Here is a 15609-nt window from a genome sequence, read left to right as displayed (position 1 = left end):
CGCGAGATGCCGCAGCTAGCGGTCGTATTCGTCATCCTCACGCCGCTCACGGTCTTGCCCGTCTATTCGCTGCCCGTGCTCCTCGGTGGGATCGGGATGGGCAACGTGGTCTAATCCCCTGGCATTCTCTGCCGGTGAGCGACGGCGTTCCTCCGCACCATTCGCAGTCCTATCGGCATGATCCCTGAAGGGTGAGGCGGCCTGGGATTCCATCGCCGGCCGACTCGGGGCTTTGGTTCTGTCACGGGAGCGTTCGGCCCGTTCGATCTCAAGCCGCAACTCCTCATCGACTTCGGCGGCTTCCCGAATGACGTCGTTGCCATTGAGACAAAGCGTTGCCGCGCTTGCGAGTGCCAGGTCAAGGCTTGCTTTCACATATCGTTTGTCGGTGTGGTCTTCTCCATCGGGAGCATTTAGCCTTTCCCGGTATTGGTGGATTTCGGCAAGGACTCTGTTCCCGGCTTCAACTGCCTCCAGGCCCTGACGCACGACAAGCTCCTCCCCGCTTCGCTGGTCATCGTGCCGAAGTACCTTCCCGTCCTCCGTTCCTCGATGAGGCATACGCTCGGCCTGCTCCAAGATTTCGCGGCGCACACCAACATGGTCACGCGCGGCAGCGGCGATTTCCTTGAAGACGTCCGGCTGCTTTTCTTGCATGAGGCGTTCGGCGCGAGAAAGACTTGCCTCCACCCTTTGCTCGTACGCGTCGAATTCGGATCGTGTCATCACTTTCATGGAACCGACCTCCGCCAGTCTTGATAGGGTGAGAAGAACAGTCCGCAATTGATCTTGGGACTGATCAGCGCTTTGCCGCCCGAGTGTTTTCGGTTCGCGACGCCCGAGCGCTGTCTCCAGACGCGCAACCTGCCGATCGGCGAAGGCCCGAATGTCAGGGTCGGCATTGCCGCGGGCGAGCTCCGACCATTGCATGTGAACGCCGCGGCTATACGCGAGGCTTGCAGCCGTTCTGGCCATAGTGGGAACCTCGCGCCGCTTGTCTTGGTATCGCCGCCGCCCATGTGCCGAGGTTCCCTCATGCTCGGTTCGACCGTCATGACTGATCGGGCGCACCTGGCTTTGGTTGAAGGCTGGCGCGCTTGCCTGCTCACGACGATCCGTCATCTCCATGCGAATGCCGTGGGCGCGTGCCTGTTCGGCCAGGCCTGCACGCCAGCGCCGAAACGAGGCGATCGAGGTTTCGACGCGCTCGCCATCCTCGGATCGCATGGCAACTATCGCGTGGACGTGCACGTGGGGTCGCTTGCCGCCTTCCAATTCGCCCTTTGGATCTCGGGCCGGATCGTGAAGGGAAAAGACATAGCGGTGGTGCCGGAATTCTGCCGCCAGGAACTCCCGGGCCGCCAATCGAAACGCCTCGGCATCGGTTCCTGATCTCGCTGACATCACAAGATGCATGACATCCCGGGGTTTGCGACTATGAAGCTCGCCGCGCCACTGCAGTTGCACGAGTTCGCCGGCCCTTTTGGCATCGGCAATCGTTTCGCCGCGGTCGGTCATGACGGCACCCGCGGAGTCCTCCACCAGCTGGCGCAGCCTGGCCGCGCCATAGTCGACGCCGTTGCCGTAACCGGTAAAGCGGAACCGGACGTCTTCGGCAGACGCCCCGCCTTGCTCAGCCATGCGGCGCTGAATGATCTCCTCTGCCTTGGCATCGGCACTCAGCCGCTCGCCGCTGCGATCCCGCAGCACGACCACGCCGTCGATCCGATGCTGTCCCTCGCGCTCGGTGATCGCGAAGGCGAACGACCGGGCTCCGAGCGCCGACGTCACAATATCGCTTGCCCATGCATTCAGCGCCTGTTCCTCGCCGGGGTGGCTGGCGACATCGATGCGAAAGCAACCGATGTCACGGCTTTCGGCACGATTGCCCATCAGATGCGCCCAGTCGTCCGCAATGCCGGCGACCTTCTCGCGACCGGCCAGAGTGTCCCCGGCTTGGTCCTCGATAACAACCTCGCCATCTCGGGAGATGTAGCGTGCCATTGCCCCGAGACGCCCGCCGCCGGCAAAGGACGCCAGCTTGACGACTGCGGGCTGGCTTCCGCTGGCAAGGCCGGTAAAGCGCGTCGACATCGGCCGGAAAGGCGGTAAATGTCGTTCCGCGCTTTTGTGGCCGCTCGTCTTCGCCGTTCTTCCAGGGCGGGCACTGCGATCATCCTGAGCAACGCTTCGCCGACGCGGCTTTTCCTCGTCGATGGTCCTGATCCTGCCAGCCAGCCGCTCGTGCAGATAGGCGGCCCTGCGCTGCTCCCATGCCTCGGTAAAGGCGCCGAGAAAGAGCTCCATCAGCCGTGCTCCCTGAGCTTGCGACCCCGCCGGGCGGCGACTCGTCTAAGCTCCAGCATCAGACCGGCAAGAACGAGTTGCAGCTCACGAAGCACAGCGGCGCTGTCGGCCGAGACGTTGTGCTGCCTTGAGAGCCGGACAAGATCGTTCAGGTTCACATCGATTGCCCTGAGGTCATTGTGAAGCAGTTCGAACACCGCCCGGTCCTCGTCGGCGAGCAACGGCATAATGTCAGCGCCATGAAGCGTCAGCGATCGCATGAAGGCCGACAACGTCATCCCCGCGTTTCTCGCAGCACGCTGCGCCGTGACCCATTCGGACGCGGCAAAACGAGCATGCACGACACGGTCCTTGCGCTGCCTCAAGGCGCCTGCCGCCGATGTTGCCTGCCTGACGTGAGCCACTGATGTATCCCTGATCGAACAGCCGCAGGCGCCATCGACGGCCCGTCCGTCGATCGTCAGCAAATTTGTATCACAAATTTGCGTATCCTGCCAAACCAATATAAACTATTTCGGTTCGTATTTGCAAGTGCCTCTGAAGCCTCCACTGGGCGCACGGCAGTGAGCCCGCGCATGGAAACATGTGATGGGTCACCATCACGCGGCCGGGTCATGTGAACACACGACAGTTTTGTAGCGCGTAAAACTATCGCCATACTACAGGCACATAGCGCATATCCGTGTGCTGGGGTGACATGTCCCCATCTCCACCGGGGTGGGCCATAGCCGATTGGTGAAAGCCGCGATGGATAGATCGTCGGCGCCGCAGCGGTAAAAATGACCGGCTGGACGATCCCGAAAATAAAACTATAATAGTTCGTATTTTGCGATATGTGGCGGAGCTGAAGATGTCCCTGACCTATGCAGTAGTAAGCAACAAGGGTGGCGCTGGAAAGACGACCTTGGCGACACTTCTCGCCGGTGAATATGCGCTTGGTCAGCAGCGAGTTCTAATGGTCGATGCCGATGGGCGGCGGAACCTCGCCGGATGGTGGAAGCTCTGCCATGCCAAGGGCAACGTGCCAGACAAGATCGAGGTTACCACTGCGGCGACCCAAAGGGCGATCGCTGATGTGGTCGAGCGATATCGCAACTCGTTCGATCTGGTCCTGATCGATGCGCCGGGCGTCGACAGTGTGTTGCAGACGACAATCATCCGATCCTCCGACGTGGTGCTGTCGCCGGTCCAGCCAGGCATCAAGGAGATCGAAGCAGCAGGGCAGACGGCCGCCGAGGTCAATGACATCAACGACCGGTTTGGGCTGTCTGTCATCCACATGAATGTTCGCACCCGAATTACCTTACCGGGGCGAAGTCTCGCGGCCTACCGCTTCATCCGTCCTTTCGTCGCCGGCCTCATCGAGGCCAATTATCAGACCATGCTGCTGCAGACCGAGCTGTTCGAGCGCAACGTCTATCGTGACATCCAGAATGGTCTTGGCACCCTGCAAATGCAGGACCTGACCGAAAGCGTGCGCAAGGCCCGCCTCGAGGTGAAAGCCTTGGTCGAGGAGATCGAGCTGAGGCGTGTGGCAGCTCCAGATGAGGTAACAGCATGAGCAAGGATGCGCGCGACATCGGGCAGTTTTCCCTTGCGCCGCGCCGGAAGCCGGATTCGGGTGAGACTTTCGTAGGCGCCAAGGCCAGTGCCGAGCTGGCCGACAATACCGCCTTGCCCGCACCGGGATCGACGGGGGACGCCCGATTACCCCGTCTCCCGGAGGAGGAGCGCCGCCGCCGCGCGGCAAAGCTTGTCAGCGAACAGCAGGATGCGCGGCGGCGACTGAAGAACCTGAAGCGGACAAAGGACCGGGCGATACGTTTTTATGTCAACGTGCCGCTTGAACAGGCGGTGAAGGAGAGGTTGACGCGGGCAGCCCACGAGAACGACGTAAAGATGACTGTTATCATGCAGGCAGCCATCGACATCTATCTTCAAGACAATGGCTATTGAGCAAGCGGCAAAGCCGCCTCAGAAAGGCGGCTCACCGTCTATGCGGCCGTCGAGTTCGGCCCAGATGACCTCGCGCTCGGCAAGAGCCAGTTCGAGTTCGGCCTCGATCGCCCGGCGGCCCTCGACAGTCTCGGCATTTCGTGCCTCGGCGCGTAGTTCTTCGATGTGCTGGTCGATGGTCATCGTCGCCTTGATAGATGTGAGAGATGACGGCGGCAGGCGGGGCGGGGGAAGGCAGGTCAAGGCGCGCGCACGCGCCCGGCGGAGCCGGCGTGCGGAGGAACCGGGTTTGTCGCAGCGCAGTGCAGCGAAGCGGAGGGAAAATTGGAGGGGCCGCGCGGCCTTGAGCTGGCTTTGTCCGTCCGGCACAATTGTCCGGTCTGAGCAGACAGCGTTCCCTCTCGTGTGGCACCCATTCTTTTCTTGCGTCTTGGTGCCAAGGGGTCTGCAGTGACCAGGCGCTATCGGCTAGACTGTGTCGAGTGCAGCGAAGACCACGGCGTGTTTCCCGATCTTCTCGGTGACGCCTATCGAAGGCGCGTTCGGCCGATTTGCCTCTGCCGTGATCCTGGTGTGGAGATGTATATTGCCGACATAGCCGGTCAGCTCGTCATCAAGCGCATGCCGCTGACCGGTGGCCGTCACGATGCGGCGTGCCCGTCTTACGAGTTACCCTATGAGCTGTCAGGACTGGGCGCATTGATGGGAACCGCAATCAGGTTAGATGGATCCGACGGAGTGGCATCACTGAAGCCCGATTTTGCGCTGTTGAAGCGAGCAAAGACAGCCAGAGCCGCCAACATCGGGCAGGGCTGCGACAGTGTCAGGGTCGGGGGAAGGAAATTGTCGTTGCGCGCGCTTCTGCACTTCCTGTGGCACGAAAGCGGCCTGACGGAATGGACCGTAAACTGGAGCGGCAGGCGGCACTGGTGGCAAGTCTATCATCATTTGATGGAAGCCGCCGGTCACATGGCGATCAGAGGCGAGGCTCTGACAGAATGCCTGTTGATCCCCGAGCCTTTCAAGGCGGAAGAAAGGGCGGCGATCGAGGAGCGGCGCGCGCACAAGCTCAAGCGTATTCTCAAGCCATCAGCGGGGTCAAGGCGACTGATGGTCCTGGTTGCGGAGGTAAAGGATTTCGCAGATGCTAGGGTCGGCCGGCAGATCGTGATCAAGCATATGCCGGGGTTTCGCCTTCATCTCGAGGGGGAAACCTGGAAGAGCGTCCAGCGCCGCTTCGAGCCGGAGCTCAAACTTTGGCAGTCCGGTCAGACATCGCATCTAATAATGATTGCCACGATTGCGAGCGCGGCCGCCGGCGTCGTTACCGTCAATGAGATCGCACTGATGAGCGTGAGTGAACAGTGGCTCCCGATCGAGAACGGCTACGAGCAAGTGCTCATTGAACGGCTGGCCCGCCTGAGGTCGAAGTCCGTGAAAGGCTTGCGTTTTGATCTTGCGCGTGGCCAGCCTTTCGCCAACGCGACTTTGCCGGAGATGAAGCCGCGGCCGGTAGCGCTTTATATCGTGCCGCCGTCAGCTGACCTGGCGTTCGAAGCGAAGCTCAAAGAGATGATCGAGGCGAGGCCTGACTTGTCGGCATGGGTTTGGCGGGTTGCTAATGGCGAGATGCCACCGCTGCCGCTGCCAGGTCAGGGGCGGGATGGCGCCCGAGGCGACCGGGCATAATACGAAGAACTCGACAGGATGAAGACCTGGATCATCGAAGCCTTTTGAGACCTTTTTAAAACCTCGCCGAAGGGCACCCCCCGCGCAGCGGGTCGACCTGTGCGACGGTAAAGGTCGCTGCCCGCCAGGAGGCTGGCATTCACTCAACTGAGTCGGAGGGCGCTATCAACAAGTAACAGGAAAAGCCCCGCCCGGATCGGGGCGGGGCTTCGTTCAGCAGCCTATCTGCGGGCGTTGCGCGACCAGATGAGCTGCAGTCCTTCCTGACCCTGGACTTCGGCCAGCGTCGCGTAAATCGGTGCTGCGAACGAGGGGTCGTCCAGCTTGACCGAGATGTAGTCGCGTTCGCTGTCGCGGGCCTGTTTTTGCCACCCGGCGCCGAACTCGACAGTTCCGGCGAGCACCCGGAAGTCCGGAGCGCCTTCCGACGAGCGTTCGACGCGAATGATCTTGGCTTTGACATTGAGGTTGAGGGTCTTGATCGTGCCGGTGAAGCCGTCGCTGGAAGCGTTGAAAGAGCCGATGGTTGCCATTGCTGTATTCCTTCTGTTGATCGGACCGCGCCCATCGCGATCGCGATGGCTGTCGATGAGACCGAAGACGGGCGGCGCGCATCTTTCAAAGACCGCAACGAAGTGGAGGATGGCCTGGTCGAGGCTTTCTTGTCATCGCGAGGAATGACGGCCTTGGCCGGCAGGGGAAGAAAACGAGCCGGCCGTTGCGCCAGGCCGAACGAGGCGAGCACAGCGAGGCGGTCTTAGGTCAGACAAGCCTCATCGAGAACGCGCTGGAGCGACCTGTCAATCCGAAGCAGACGACATAGCAACGACTGCGATAACGCTCGAGACACGGGTTCGCGCTCGATCGACCCGGCCCACAAGTTGATGCCTGGTGTCCATGTCCCAACGCCGGTGCTTGCCAGGTCCGGTGGGTTTTGCCGCTTATCGGGTTCAAGCCGCCGCATAAGCCCGACCGGCGTCGCACACGCAATAACGTCACCGATGGTGCCGGCTGGATTTCGTGCGGGTCGGCACCATGCTTTGCCAGGAACCGCAGCTGATGGACATAGCCGTTCGTTTGCAACACCGCCATGCGGGATGTCCGGGCCTGCCTATCACGGCGAGGTGCTCCCCTTGAGCGCGCACGGGATAACGACCTGTCGCAGCCATGTTCTCAAGAACATGTCATTTGCTTTTGTCCAGGGCCCCGAGGTGATCTCGGAATATTTGTGGGGGCGCTGATGTTCAAAGTCATGTCACTGCTTGGGCGGCTGATCCGGCCGCAGATCGTCCTCATCAGGCACGGTCTTTGCCATGACGTCCTGGATGCTCTGGCGTTGCTTTATTGTAACAGAGCTGTCTTGAAGAGCGTTTGCCACCGTTGCTTCAAGGTGAAGGGCGGTCGCAGAAAGCCGCGCCTCGGGATCTGGGCTGCCTGCGCCACGAGCTGCAGGTGCACGTACCGAGGCAACAAGTCTGTCGTCGTTAAAGGTCAGTCAGTATGGGCGCACGCGCCGCGTTCTCAGCTAGGACGGGCACTGGCTCTTCCTCACGAACGTCCGCAATTTCCCCGTGATCATCGCGGGGTTGCAAACCCCCAAACCGCGTAAGCAATTCTATTCTGGAATCTCGACGCCTGCGTGAACCCCGTCCGCAGCAGCGCTTTTGAACGGCTCGACCGCATCCTTTTTCCTTTCGTTCAATGCTGTTGATGCGGCAGGTAACCAATAAAAGATCTTCTGCAATCCCTGAACCAATTGCCCACAATACCGTGACTGGCCCTATGTCACCACTGTATCTGCAGGTGCCGCAGATCCTTCGTGATCAATGTCGCCTACGGGAGTGCCGCCATATTCGAATGGCATAAGGGCATTGCTGCCGTTCTTCGACCACTGAGGCCATTGCTATCGACAGGAAGCTTCATGAGAGGTGTTGGAGTGAAGGCTCGCCATCCCCATGTGCTTCGGAACGACCTGCCCCACCCCTGTGGTGATCGACTTCGCGAATGCCCTTCCTAAAATTCATCTCGACGTGAGCTTTTCCGACCGGGTCGTCAATTTCGTTGATGACTTCGATGTGGCCATCCGGATCGGCAAGCCGCAGGAGAGCGCCCTGATTGCCCGCAAAGTCTGCGATGCGCGCATCGTTGTCGTCGCGGCTCCTTCCTATGGGGCTGCCGGAAGCCCCGCCGAAAGGATGCGCGCCAGAAGACGCGATAGTGGTTCATCCAGTTCGCACCCGGCAGTCAAAGGCGGTCTTGCCAATACTGGGGCTGCTAATCTTCGTGGTGCCGGCCGATCAGCATACTTGTTTCCCAAGCGGGGAGTTCGGTTCCGGTCTGATGACCCGAGGAGGACCCGAGAGGGGACGACGACGGCGGCGGGCGAAGCAGAAGCAACCCCGACGAGCGGGTTGCTTCTAGAAACGCCGCTCTGTTTGGATGGAGCATAGCGCAATCGGCTCGCGAGGACGGCGCAGGCTCAGGTCTCAAGAGGTTCCCGCGCCACTGCGCTCTGGCTATTGAGGTAATGTCGCCAGCCGCCGAAACTCGTGATGTCGAGTGACGTTTCGATGGCAGCTGCTTCAACCAGGAAACCTTTTGCGGAACTGCCGTCCGACAATTCTATCGTTCCGATCCCGAGCGGAGCCGGAATTTCGGCGACGAAGGAGCCGAAGGCGGCCGGGCTCAGCTGCCAAATCTCCACGTCGATCTCTCCGCCCCGCATATTGCCGGTCCTGATCAGGCCTGGCTTCGATGGCAATTGGCCTTGCAGGTCGTAAAGCCTGTAGGCGCTCGATGTTTTGCCATTTCGCAGAAACCGCGCGTTCCTCGAGGTCAGCTGATGATTGAGCCCCATCCCTGACAGATGCGCGCCGACGACGACGAGGTCGATCAGCTGTTCCTGTGTTGCGATCGAGAGCGGCGCAGGTTTTGGCAGCCGCCAGTTCGTGGCGCCGAGCGGGATTGCATTTTTCTGCTGAAGCTTCCTGGCAAGCGCGGCTGTGAGGCCGTCCTTGCCTGCGCATGCCAGCAACGTGACGCTCGATGGCAAGCCATCACGACGCATGCCGCAGGGCACTGCGATACCGCACATGTCGAGGAGGTTGACAAAATTCGTGTAGCTCCCGAGCCGGGAATTCTCGCGGATCGGTTCGGCTTCCAATTCGGCGACGGTGAAATGCCGTGGTGCCGTCGGTACGCAGAGGAGGTCGACCGAGGCGAGGATCGGGGCAAGTTGCTTCCGGTAAGCTTGCAAGGTGTAAAGGCCGCGGAACGCGTCGGTCGCCGAAAGCATCTTGGCGCTGCCGTAGATCTTTCGGGTCAAGGGATGGAAGCTCGCCTCCTTCGTATCGAAGAATTCCTTGACGGCGGCATAGCGCTCGGCGACCCAGGCGCCCTCGTAGAGCAGATCGGCAACCTTGTAGAAATCCGCAAAAGGCAATTCCTTTATCGCATGGCCCATGCTCGCGAGCTCGTCGAGCGTGTGATCATAGGCCTCAGCCATTGCCTGGTCGCCGAAGAAGCGCAGGTCGGCCCTTGCCGGCACGCCGACCTTCAGGGCCGGGGGCAGCGCCGCCAACTCTGGCCTGCCGAAATCTCTGGAATAGGCGTCGGTCTCGTCCGGACCGGCGGCGGCGGAGAAGACAAGCCAGGCATCGTCCACTGTCAGCGCGAACACCGACACACAGTCCAGGGTGCGGCAGGCGGGAATGACGCCTGTCGTCGAAAGTGCACCGAGGCTCGGCTTGAGGCCCACAATGTTGTTGAGGCCCGCCGGTACGCGGCCCGAGCCGGCAGTGTCGGTACCGAGTGCAAAGCTGACAATGCCCTGGGCGGTGGCGACTGCCGAACCGGAAGAAGAGCCGCCCGGAACCAGCTTTGGATCAATTGCGTTGCGGGGTATCGGATAGGGCGAGCGGACGCCGACGAGGCCGGTGGCGAACTGATCGAGGTTGGTCTTGCCGATGACGATCGCGCCAGCCTCCTTCAGCCGGGCGACGACTGTCGCGTCTTTGTCCGGCGTGTAGGCGTAGTCGGGACAGGCGGCCGTCGTCGGCATCCCGACCACATCGATATTGTCCTTGACGGCGAACGGTATACCCCAGAGTGGTTTGGCGGAAACGTCGAATGCCCCCAGCCCCGCCGCCTTGGCCAGCAAATCCGACTTGTCGGCAGTCGATATGAAGATGCCGGGATCATTGACGTCTGCAAGGCGGTCGAAGACCGCCTGGATCACATCTTCAGCTCTCCCGCCATTGCGGTAGAAGGCGTGCAGCGAAGAAATATCGAAGGCTGGTGCCGTCATGCCATTTCCTCTTCCAAGATCCTGATCGGCCTGTCCCATTGGATCAGCACGACACATCCGGTATCGCTCCAGACCGAGTGTTCGGTGCCTGCTGCGTTGACGACGTAACTGCCGCAGCCGTAATCACCGGCTTCGTCCGACTGCGTACCGTCGAGAACAAAAATGGTCTCCAGCCCCTCGTGACGGTGGCGAGGAACCGCGGCACCTGCTCCGTATTTGAGAAGGGCAACGCCAGGCTGGTCGCTTTCGAACCTGCGGATCCAGTGAATTTCAACCCCGGCGCGGAAGGGCTCGAATGCCAGTTCCTTCCAGCCCCCAAGCGTCAGCATCTCACGGGTCGTCTCAGGCATCGGTAATTCCCTTCAGAATATCGTCCACACGGGCAGTCCAGCCGACGATCGCGCCCTGGGCGCGGATCATCTCGATTGCCGCCCTCTTGAATTCAGGGAAATAGCTCTCGGTCGCCTCCTCGGCGAGCAGGCACTCGAAGCCGCGATCATTGGCTTCGCGCATGGTCGTCTGAACGCAGACTTCTGTAGTGACGCCTGCAAAAACCAGCTGACTGATGCCCATCTCCTGCAGAATGCCGCCAAGCGGCGTCGCGTAGAAGGCACCCTTGCCGGGCTTCTCTATGACAATTTCGCCATCGACGGGTGCGAGCTCGGGCAGGATTGCGGTTCCAGGTTCGCCCGAAATCAGGATGCGCCCCATCGGACCTTCATCGCCGATCTTGAGCGAAGGCCTGCCCCGATTGCGCTTGGCCGGCGGCAGGTCGGAGAGATCCGGCTTGTGGCACTCCATTGTGTGAATAACGGGCAATCCCGCCCTGCGGAAACCCTCGATCAACCGCTTCACGTCGGGCACGATCCTGGCAATGCGGCTGACATCGTTGCCAAGACTGGCGCCGAAGCCGCCAGGCTCGGCGAAGTCGCGCTGCATGTCGATGACAACGAGTGCCAGTTCGTCGCGTTTCGCCGTGAAGTCAAATGGTTCTGCCGCGATATCGACCATCAATGATGTCCTGCCATATGGGCGCCAATAACGCCGATGTCGGCACCACGCGCCGGGGTTTCGTAAACCAGCTTGCCTTCGGAGATGACCATGATGCGGTCCGACATTTCCAGGAGTTCATCAAGATCTTCGGACAGGAGGAGTACGGCTGTTCCGGCATTGCGCGCCTTCATGATGCGCGCACGAATGTCGGCTACGGCGGAAAAGTCCAGGCCGAAGCAGGGGTTGGAGACGATCAGAAGGTCGACGTCCCCGGTCAATTCGCGGGCAAGCACCGCACGCTGCACATTGCCGCCGGAAAGGGCTGCGATCGGCGAGGCGGAGGAAGCCGTCCTAACCTTGAAATCGGCAATGAGGTCGGCCGCCCGCTTCCTCATCTTGCCCTTGCTGAGCCAGATCGCATCGCCGCCGCCAGCCTTAAGATCGAAGGTGCGGAATGCGAGATTGTCGCTGACGGTCATTTTCGGGGCGCAGGCATTTTGCAGCGGTTCTTCCGGGATGAAGCGGACGTTGTATTGCCGGGTTTCAGGCCGGGTAGCGCCGTAGCGGCTGCCCTTGACGGAGACGGTTCCAGCTTCTAATGGGCGCTGTCCGGCGAGGATTTCGGTGAGTTCCTTCTGCCCGTTACCGGAGATGCCGGCGATGCCGAGGATTTCACCCGAGCGCACGCTCAGCCTGTCGATCTCGATCCTCTTCAGACCGGAACGGTCCGGCGCCTTGGCATCCTTGACCGTCAGAACCAGCGGGGCGCGCTCGCCAATTGGTGTGCGGGCGTCGAGTTCGGCAAGCTTGATGTCGCCGATCATCATCGCCGCCATATCGGAGGTGGAGAGTTCGCCCACCTTGCCGCTCCCGACAAGCTTGCCGCGGCGCAGGATCGAAACAGCATCGGCAAACTTCGTCACTTCGTGGAACTTGTGGCTGATCATCAGAACGGTCAGCTCGCCGCGCTCGGTCATCCCGCGCACGAGCCCCAGCATCTCGTCGGCCTCGGCAGGCGTTAGCACCGATGTCGGTTCGTCGAGCACGATAAAAGAACGGCCGAGATAGAGCTGTTTGACGATCTCGAGCTTCTGCTTTTCACCGGCGGCCAGCTCGCTCACAGGCCGTTCGAGCGGGATCTTGAACGGCATCCGCTCCATGAAGGCTTCAAGATCGCGGCGCTCTTTCGCCCAATTGACGACAGCGGGCACCTCTGCCCGGCTGATAACGAGGTTTTCCGCACCGGTTAATGAAGGAACCAGCGTAAAATGCTGGTAGACCATGCCAAGTCCATAGCCTGCAGCATCCCGGGGTGAGTTGACCGCAACTTCGCGGCCGTCCACCGAAAGCGAGCCCGAAGTCGCGTGGTAGAAGCCCATGATGCATTTGACGAGGGTCGATTTTCCCGCACCGTTCTCGCCGAGCAGTGCATGAAAGCTGCCGGCAGGAATGTTGATGGAGACGTCGTTAAGAGCCGTAAACGACCCGAAGCGCATGGTCATTCCCAAGGTATCGATGCCGACGGCCTTGCCCGCCTGCGGAAGGGGTGTGTCGCGAACGATGCTCACTTCAACTCTCCTTTTCGACGATGATGGCGACGGGGTCGCCGCCGGACGGGCCCTGGTGTTCGGCGCCGCCTGAGACATAGAGATCAGTCATACCGAAGACGCCGGCGAGCACGCCGCCAACGAAGGCGCGGGCATGGCGCATGCCCGATATGTCTGAATCATCAAGCATGGTGTGGCGGCGGCCCGCGACCTTTCCCGATGGGTCGGGCTCGGCCTTGGCAAGGAGTGCAGCCAGCTTGGCATTCGCAGGGAGACGATCGCGCGCCTTGCGGACGGCAGAGGGATCGATGGCATTTTCCATGACCGCATGGTCGATAGCGAAGGAACCGCACCAGCCTTTCCCAATGCCAAGCACCAGGATCTCATGATCGGCCAATTCCACGCCCGCCGACGTTGAGGCGCAACGGGAGAAGAGCTCGAAGCGCTTGCAGATATCGCCGTCCGCGATCTCGCTGTGGTCGAGCTCGTCCAATGCAACGGCCGCCCCCAGGGCCGAGGCGCCTCGCGACAGACCCATCGATTTCAGGGTGTCACGGGTGGCGACCGTCTCGCCTTCATGCTCGGCGGCCGAGACACGGTCGAGCGTCAGAAGAGGGCATTTGACCTGGACGAAATGAATGTCCCTGGGATCGTCGATGCCGGCATCACGCATTGCGGCCTTCACGCCTTCTGCGACCGCGAGGATTTGCTGCAGGCGGCCGAGATGGTGGAAGGGAAGGGTTGGTGTGCGGGCGGTGCCGATCGACAATGCGTGGCTGGCCGGCGCATCACTTCGCTCACGGGGAAAGACCGTCCAATGCGGCGAAAGCGCGCCTTCCGTGCCGCCGGACATGACGAGGCAAACGCCTGTAACGCCTTGCTTTGCAAACATCGTTTCAAAGCAGCGGGATGCATAGCCGCGGGTGAAATCGTTGACGCAGCCGTTGCCCTCCGTCTTGCCCATAATGGCAACGACGTTCTTCAGTCGCAGTCCGGCGGCAAACAAGGCCTCGACTCCCGAGACGTCGTCGGGGCCAGCTGCGGGTACGCGATAGACGTTAGCGCGCATCGAATGCATCAGGGCAATGCCTCGATCAGCGTCTTCGAATTGGAGACCGAGCCGAACACGCCGCCCTGCATCTTCACCATATTGATGGCCGCCAGATGATTGCCGAAGTCGGTGGCGCCGCAGCAGTCTTCCAGAAGCAGGCATTCGAAACCGCGGTCGTTGGCCTCGCGCATGGTCGTCGAGACGCAGACATCGGTGGTGATACCCGTCAGGATGATGTTCTCGATACGCTTCTGGTTGAGAATCAATTCGAGATCCGTGGCGCAGAATGATCCTTTGCCAGGCTTGTCGATGATGGTTTCGCCGGCGATCGGATAGAGCTCGGGGATGATGTCCCAGCCAGGCTCGCCGCGGGTCAGGATACGGCCGCAGGGGCCGGGATCACCGATGCCCGCGCCGATGCGCTGTGAGCGCCAACGCTTGTTGGCGGGCAGGTCGGCGAGATCGGGCCTGTGGCCCTCGCGCGTGTGGATGACGTGGTAGCCCTTGGCGCGCATGGAGGAAAGCACCGCCTTGATCGGCGTGATCGGCGCCTGCACAAGCGCGAGGTCATAGCCCATATGATCGACATAGCCGCCCTTGCCACAGAAATCGGTCTGCATGTCTATGATGATAAGGGCGGTGTTGTCGGGTCTGAGTGCGCCGTTATAGGGCCATGGATAGGGATCAGCGGTGATGTACTGTGTCTTGGTCTCAACCAGGGTATCCATCGTCTCTTCCTATTCGGCAGCGGATTTCAGGGTTTCGCCGTAACGGCGAACTGGCTTGTCGAAGCCGCAGGAGGTGCCGTCCTTCACCTTGATCTCGTCTTCCCAAGGCAGTCGGTAGCGGCCGGCGACCAGGTCTTGCATGTAGCTGTAGGGCGCGTCCCCGGCGCCACCAGATACGGCGACATAGCCGCGATGGGCCAACTGGTAGATATTGTTCTCCACGCCCCAGCCGAGGCGCGCCTCGCGGACGAGATCGGGGCGGACTTCGGCGGTGACGATTTCGTTGACACGTCCGGATGTGCCGTGGGCGATGATTGTGCCGTCGAAATTGCAGATCATGCCTTCGCCCATGGAATCGAAGGTACCGTCCGAGCCGCACATGCAGACGTTGGCGGTGACCATCAGATTGCAGAAGGCATTGGACTGGTTGGTGAACTTCCAGCTGTCGCGGATCGGCGCGGTGTAGCCCGCCGTGCGGATCATGATCTCGGCGCCCTTGTATGCGCATTCGCGGGCATTTCCGGGAACATTCCGTCGTGGCAGATGATCAGCGCAAGCTTAGCGCCTTTCGGACCATCGATGACGGGAATACCGAGATCGCCAGGTTCCCATGGTTCGACCGGAACCCAGGGATGCATCTTCCGGTAATAGAGCTTGAGCTCACCTCTGTCGTCGATGACGACACCGCAATTGTAGGGCATGCCGCCGGGGTTCAGCTCCATGATCGAGAAGCAGCCCCAAATGGCGTTGTCCCGGCAGGCCGCTTTGAACGCGGCGATTTCGGAGCCGTCGAGACTGCACATGATTTCCGGGTTGATGTCCATCGACAGGCCGTGCAACGCATATTCCGGGAAGACGACGAGGTCCATGCCCGGCTGGTTGCGCCTCGCCTTGCCGACGAGTTCAACAATCACTTGCGTCTGGCGGGCAAGGTCCGCCTTCGTCACCGTGACGGGCAGTTGCAACTGGACGAGGCCAATCCCGACGCCATGTTCCGATTTGTTCAGACCGCCTAGCCCGTTCATTGCTCGG

At 61.0% G+C, this 15609-nt stretch carries 14 protein-coding genes and 1 pseudogene; 4 read left to right on the top strand and 11 right to left on the bottom strand.

From position 1 onward, the window contains the following. Nucleotides 1-15 precede the first annotated feature (15 nt). Nucleotides 16-2307, bottom strand: a complete 2292-nt coding sequence (locus RGCCGE502_RS31815) for a relaxase/mobilization nuclease domain-containing protein (RefSeq protein ID WP_016558342.1) — start codon at nt 2305-2307, stop codon at nt 16-18. After that, a complete protein-coding gene (locus RGCCGE502_RS31810; RefSeq protein ID WP_244441829.1) occupies nt 2307-2711 on the bottom strand; it encodes a plasmid mobilization protein in 405 nt (134 codons plus the stop codon). Before RGCCGE502_RS31810 ends, RGCCGE502_RS31815 begins: the two co-directional genes overlap by 1 nt. 446 nt (nt 2712-3157) lie before the next feature. On the opposite strand from RGCCGE502_RS31810, the gene RGCCGE502_RS31805 reads away from it, so the two are divergent. Together RGCCGE502_RS31805 and RGCCGE502_RS31800 are read left to right on the top strand one after the other, a co-directional pair. Then, nucleotides 3158-3868 (top strand): ParA family protein, encoded by a 711-nt coding sequence (locus tag RGCCGE502_RS31805; RefSeq protein WP_016558340.1) that lies wholly within the window; start codon nt 3158-3160, stop codon nt 3866-3868. Next, nucleotides 3865-4263 carry a hypothetical protein gene (locus tag RGCCGE502_RS31800; protein WP_016558339.1) on the top strand — a complete coding sequence of 133 codons (399 nt, stop codon included), beginning with the start codon at nt 3865-3867 and terminating at the stop codon, nt 4261-4263. Before RGCCGE502_RS31805 ends, RGCCGE502_RS31800 begins: the two co-directional genes overlap by 4 nt. An 18-nt stretch (nt 4264-4281) precedes the next feature. Here the strand turns inward: RGCCGE502_RS31800 and RGCCGE502_RS37630 are convergent, their stop codons facing one another. Next, nucleotides 4282-4446, bottom strand: a complete 165-nt coding sequence (locus RGCCGE502_RS37630; RefSeq protein ID WP_176705746.1) for a hypothetical protein — start codon at nt 4444-4446, stop codon at nt 4282-4284. Between the two features lie 267 nt (nt 4447-4713). On the opposite strand from RGCCGE502_RS37630, the gene RGCCGE502_RS31790 reads away from it, so the two are divergent. Further along, nucleotides 4714-5952 (top strand): DUF1173 domain-containing protein, encoded by a 1239-nt coding sequence (locus tag RGCCGE502_RS31790; protein ID WP_081647341.1) that lies wholly within the window; start codon nt 4714-4716, stop codon nt 5950-5952. A 221-nt stretch (nt 5953-6173) separates the two neighbouring features. Here RGCCGE502_RS31790 and RGCCGE502_RS31785 read toward each other — a convergent pair whose 3' ends face one another. Further along, nucleotides 6174-6485 (bottom strand): DUF736 domain-containing protein, encoded by a 312-nt coding sequence (locus RGCCGE502_RS31785; RefSeq protein WP_016558336.1) that lies wholly within the window; start codon nt 6483-6485, stop codon nt 6174-6176. Between the two features lie 1416 nt (nt 6486-7901). Here RGCCGE502_RS31785 and RGCCGE502_RS31780 point away from each other — a divergent pair. Further along, the gene (locus RGCCGE502_RS31780) at nt 7902-8402 is read left to right on the top strand and encodes a LysR substrate-binding domain-containing protein (protein WP_341875059.1); all 501 of its coding nucleotides are present in this window, start codon (nt 7902-7904) and stop codon (nt 8400-8402) included. A gap of 29 nt (nt 8403-8431) precedes the next feature. Here RGCCGE502_RS31780 and atzF read toward each other — a convergent pair whose 3' ends face one another. The 7 genes and pseudogenes from atzF to RGCCGE502_RS31745 all read right to left on the bottom strand — a co-directional run bounded on the left by atzF (nt 8432) and on the right by RGCCGE502_RS31745 (nt 15602). After that, a complete protein-coding gene (gene atzF, locus RGCCGE502_RS31775; RefSeq protein ID WP_016558334.1) occupies nt 8432-10258 on the bottom strand; it encodes an allophanate hydrolase in 1827 nt (608 codons plus the stop codon). After that, nucleotides 10255-10608, bottom strand: a complete 354-nt coding sequence (locus tag RGCCGE502_RS31770; protein WP_016558333.1) for a cupin domain-containing protein — start codon at nt 10606-10608, stop codon at nt 10255-10257. The genes atzF and RGCCGE502_RS31770 overlap by 4 nt, the downstream gene beginning before the upstream one ends. Then, nucleotides 10601-11269 carry a cysteine hydrolase family protein gene (locus RGCCGE502_RS31765; RefSeq protein ID WP_016558332.1) on the bottom strand — a complete coding sequence of 223 codons (669 nt, stop codon included), beginning with the start codon at nt 11267-11269 and terminating at the stop codon, nt 10601-10603. Before RGCCGE502_RS31765 ends, RGCCGE502_RS31770 begins: the two co-directional genes overlap by 8 nt. After that, complete coding sequence (locus RGCCGE502_RS31760) at nt 11269-12819, bottom strand: ABC transporter ATP-binding protein (RefSeq protein ID WP_016558331.1); 1551 nt, start codon at nt 12817-12819, stop codon at nt 11269-11271. Before RGCCGE502_RS31760 ends, RGCCGE502_RS31765 begins: the two co-directional genes overlap by 1 nt. A 1-nt stretch (nt 12820) precedes the next feature. After that, nucleotides 12821-13876 (bottom strand): cyanuric acid amidohydrolase, encoded by a 1056-nt coding sequence (gene atzD / locus RGCCGE502_RS31755; protein ID WP_016558330.1) that lies wholly within the window; start codon nt 13874-13876, stop codon nt 12821-12823. Further along, complete coding sequence (biuH, locus tag RGCCGE502_RS31750) at nt 13876-14577, bottom strand: biuret amidohydrolase (RefSeq protein ID WP_016558329.1); 702 nt, start codon at nt 14575-14577, stop codon at nt 13876-13878. Before biuH ends, atzD begins: the two co-directional genes overlap by 1 nt. Before the next feature lie 9 nt (nt 14578-14586). After that, nucleotides 14587-15602, bottom strand: a pseudogene (locus RGCCGE502_RS31745) (formamidase). Nucleotides 15603-15609 lie beyond the last annotated feature (7 nt).

This window comes from Rhizobium grahamii CCGE 502, from assembly GCF_000298315.2.
Classification (GTDB): Bacteria; Pseudomonadota; Alphaproteobacteria; order Rhizobiales; family Rhizobiaceae; genus Rhizobium; species Rhizobium grahamii.
This window is presented reverse-complemented; position numbering and strand designations above follow the sequence as displayed.

Coding starts and splice junctions, on each gene's coding strand:
- RGCCGE502_RS31815 (WP_016558342.1), bottom strand. CDS start 2,307: ATGGAGCTCTTTCTCGGCGCCTTTACCGAGGCATGGGAGCAGCGCAGG.
- RGCCGE502_RS31805 (WP_016558340.1), top strand. CDS start 3,158: ATGTCCCTGACCTATGCAGTAGTAAGCAACAAGGGTGGCGCTGGAAAG.
- RGCCGE502_RS31800 (WP_016558339.1), top strand. CDS start 3,865: ATGAGCAAGGATGCGCGCGACATCGGGCAGTTTTCCCTTGCGCCGCGC.
- RGCCGE502_RS37630 (WP_176705746.1), bottom strand. CDS start 4,446: ATGACCATCGACCAGCACATCGAAGAACTACGCGCCGAGGCACGAAAT.
- RGCCGE502_RS31785 (WP_016558336.1), bottom strand. CDS start 6,485: ATGGCAACCATCGGCTCTTTCAACGCTTCCAGCGACGGCTTCACCGGC.
- atzF (WP_016558334.1), bottom strand. CDS start 10,258: ATGACGGCACCAGCCTTCGATATTTCTTCGCTGCACGCCTTCTACCGC.
- RGCCGE502_RS31770 (WP_016558333.1), bottom strand. CDS start 10,608: ATGCCTGAGACGACCCGTGAGATGCTGACGCTTGGGGGCTGGAAGGAA.
- RGCCGE502_RS31765 (WP_016558332.1), bottom strand. CDS start 11,269: ATGGTCGATATCGCGGCAGAACCATTTGACTTCACGGCGAAACGCGAC.
- atzD (WP_016558330.1), bottom strand. CDS start 13,876: ATGCATTCGATGCGCGCTAACGTCTATCGCGTACCCGCAGCTGGCCCC.
- biuH (WP_016558329.1), bottom strand. CDS start 14,577: ATGGATACCCTGGTTGAGACCAAGACACAGTACATCACCGCTGATCCC.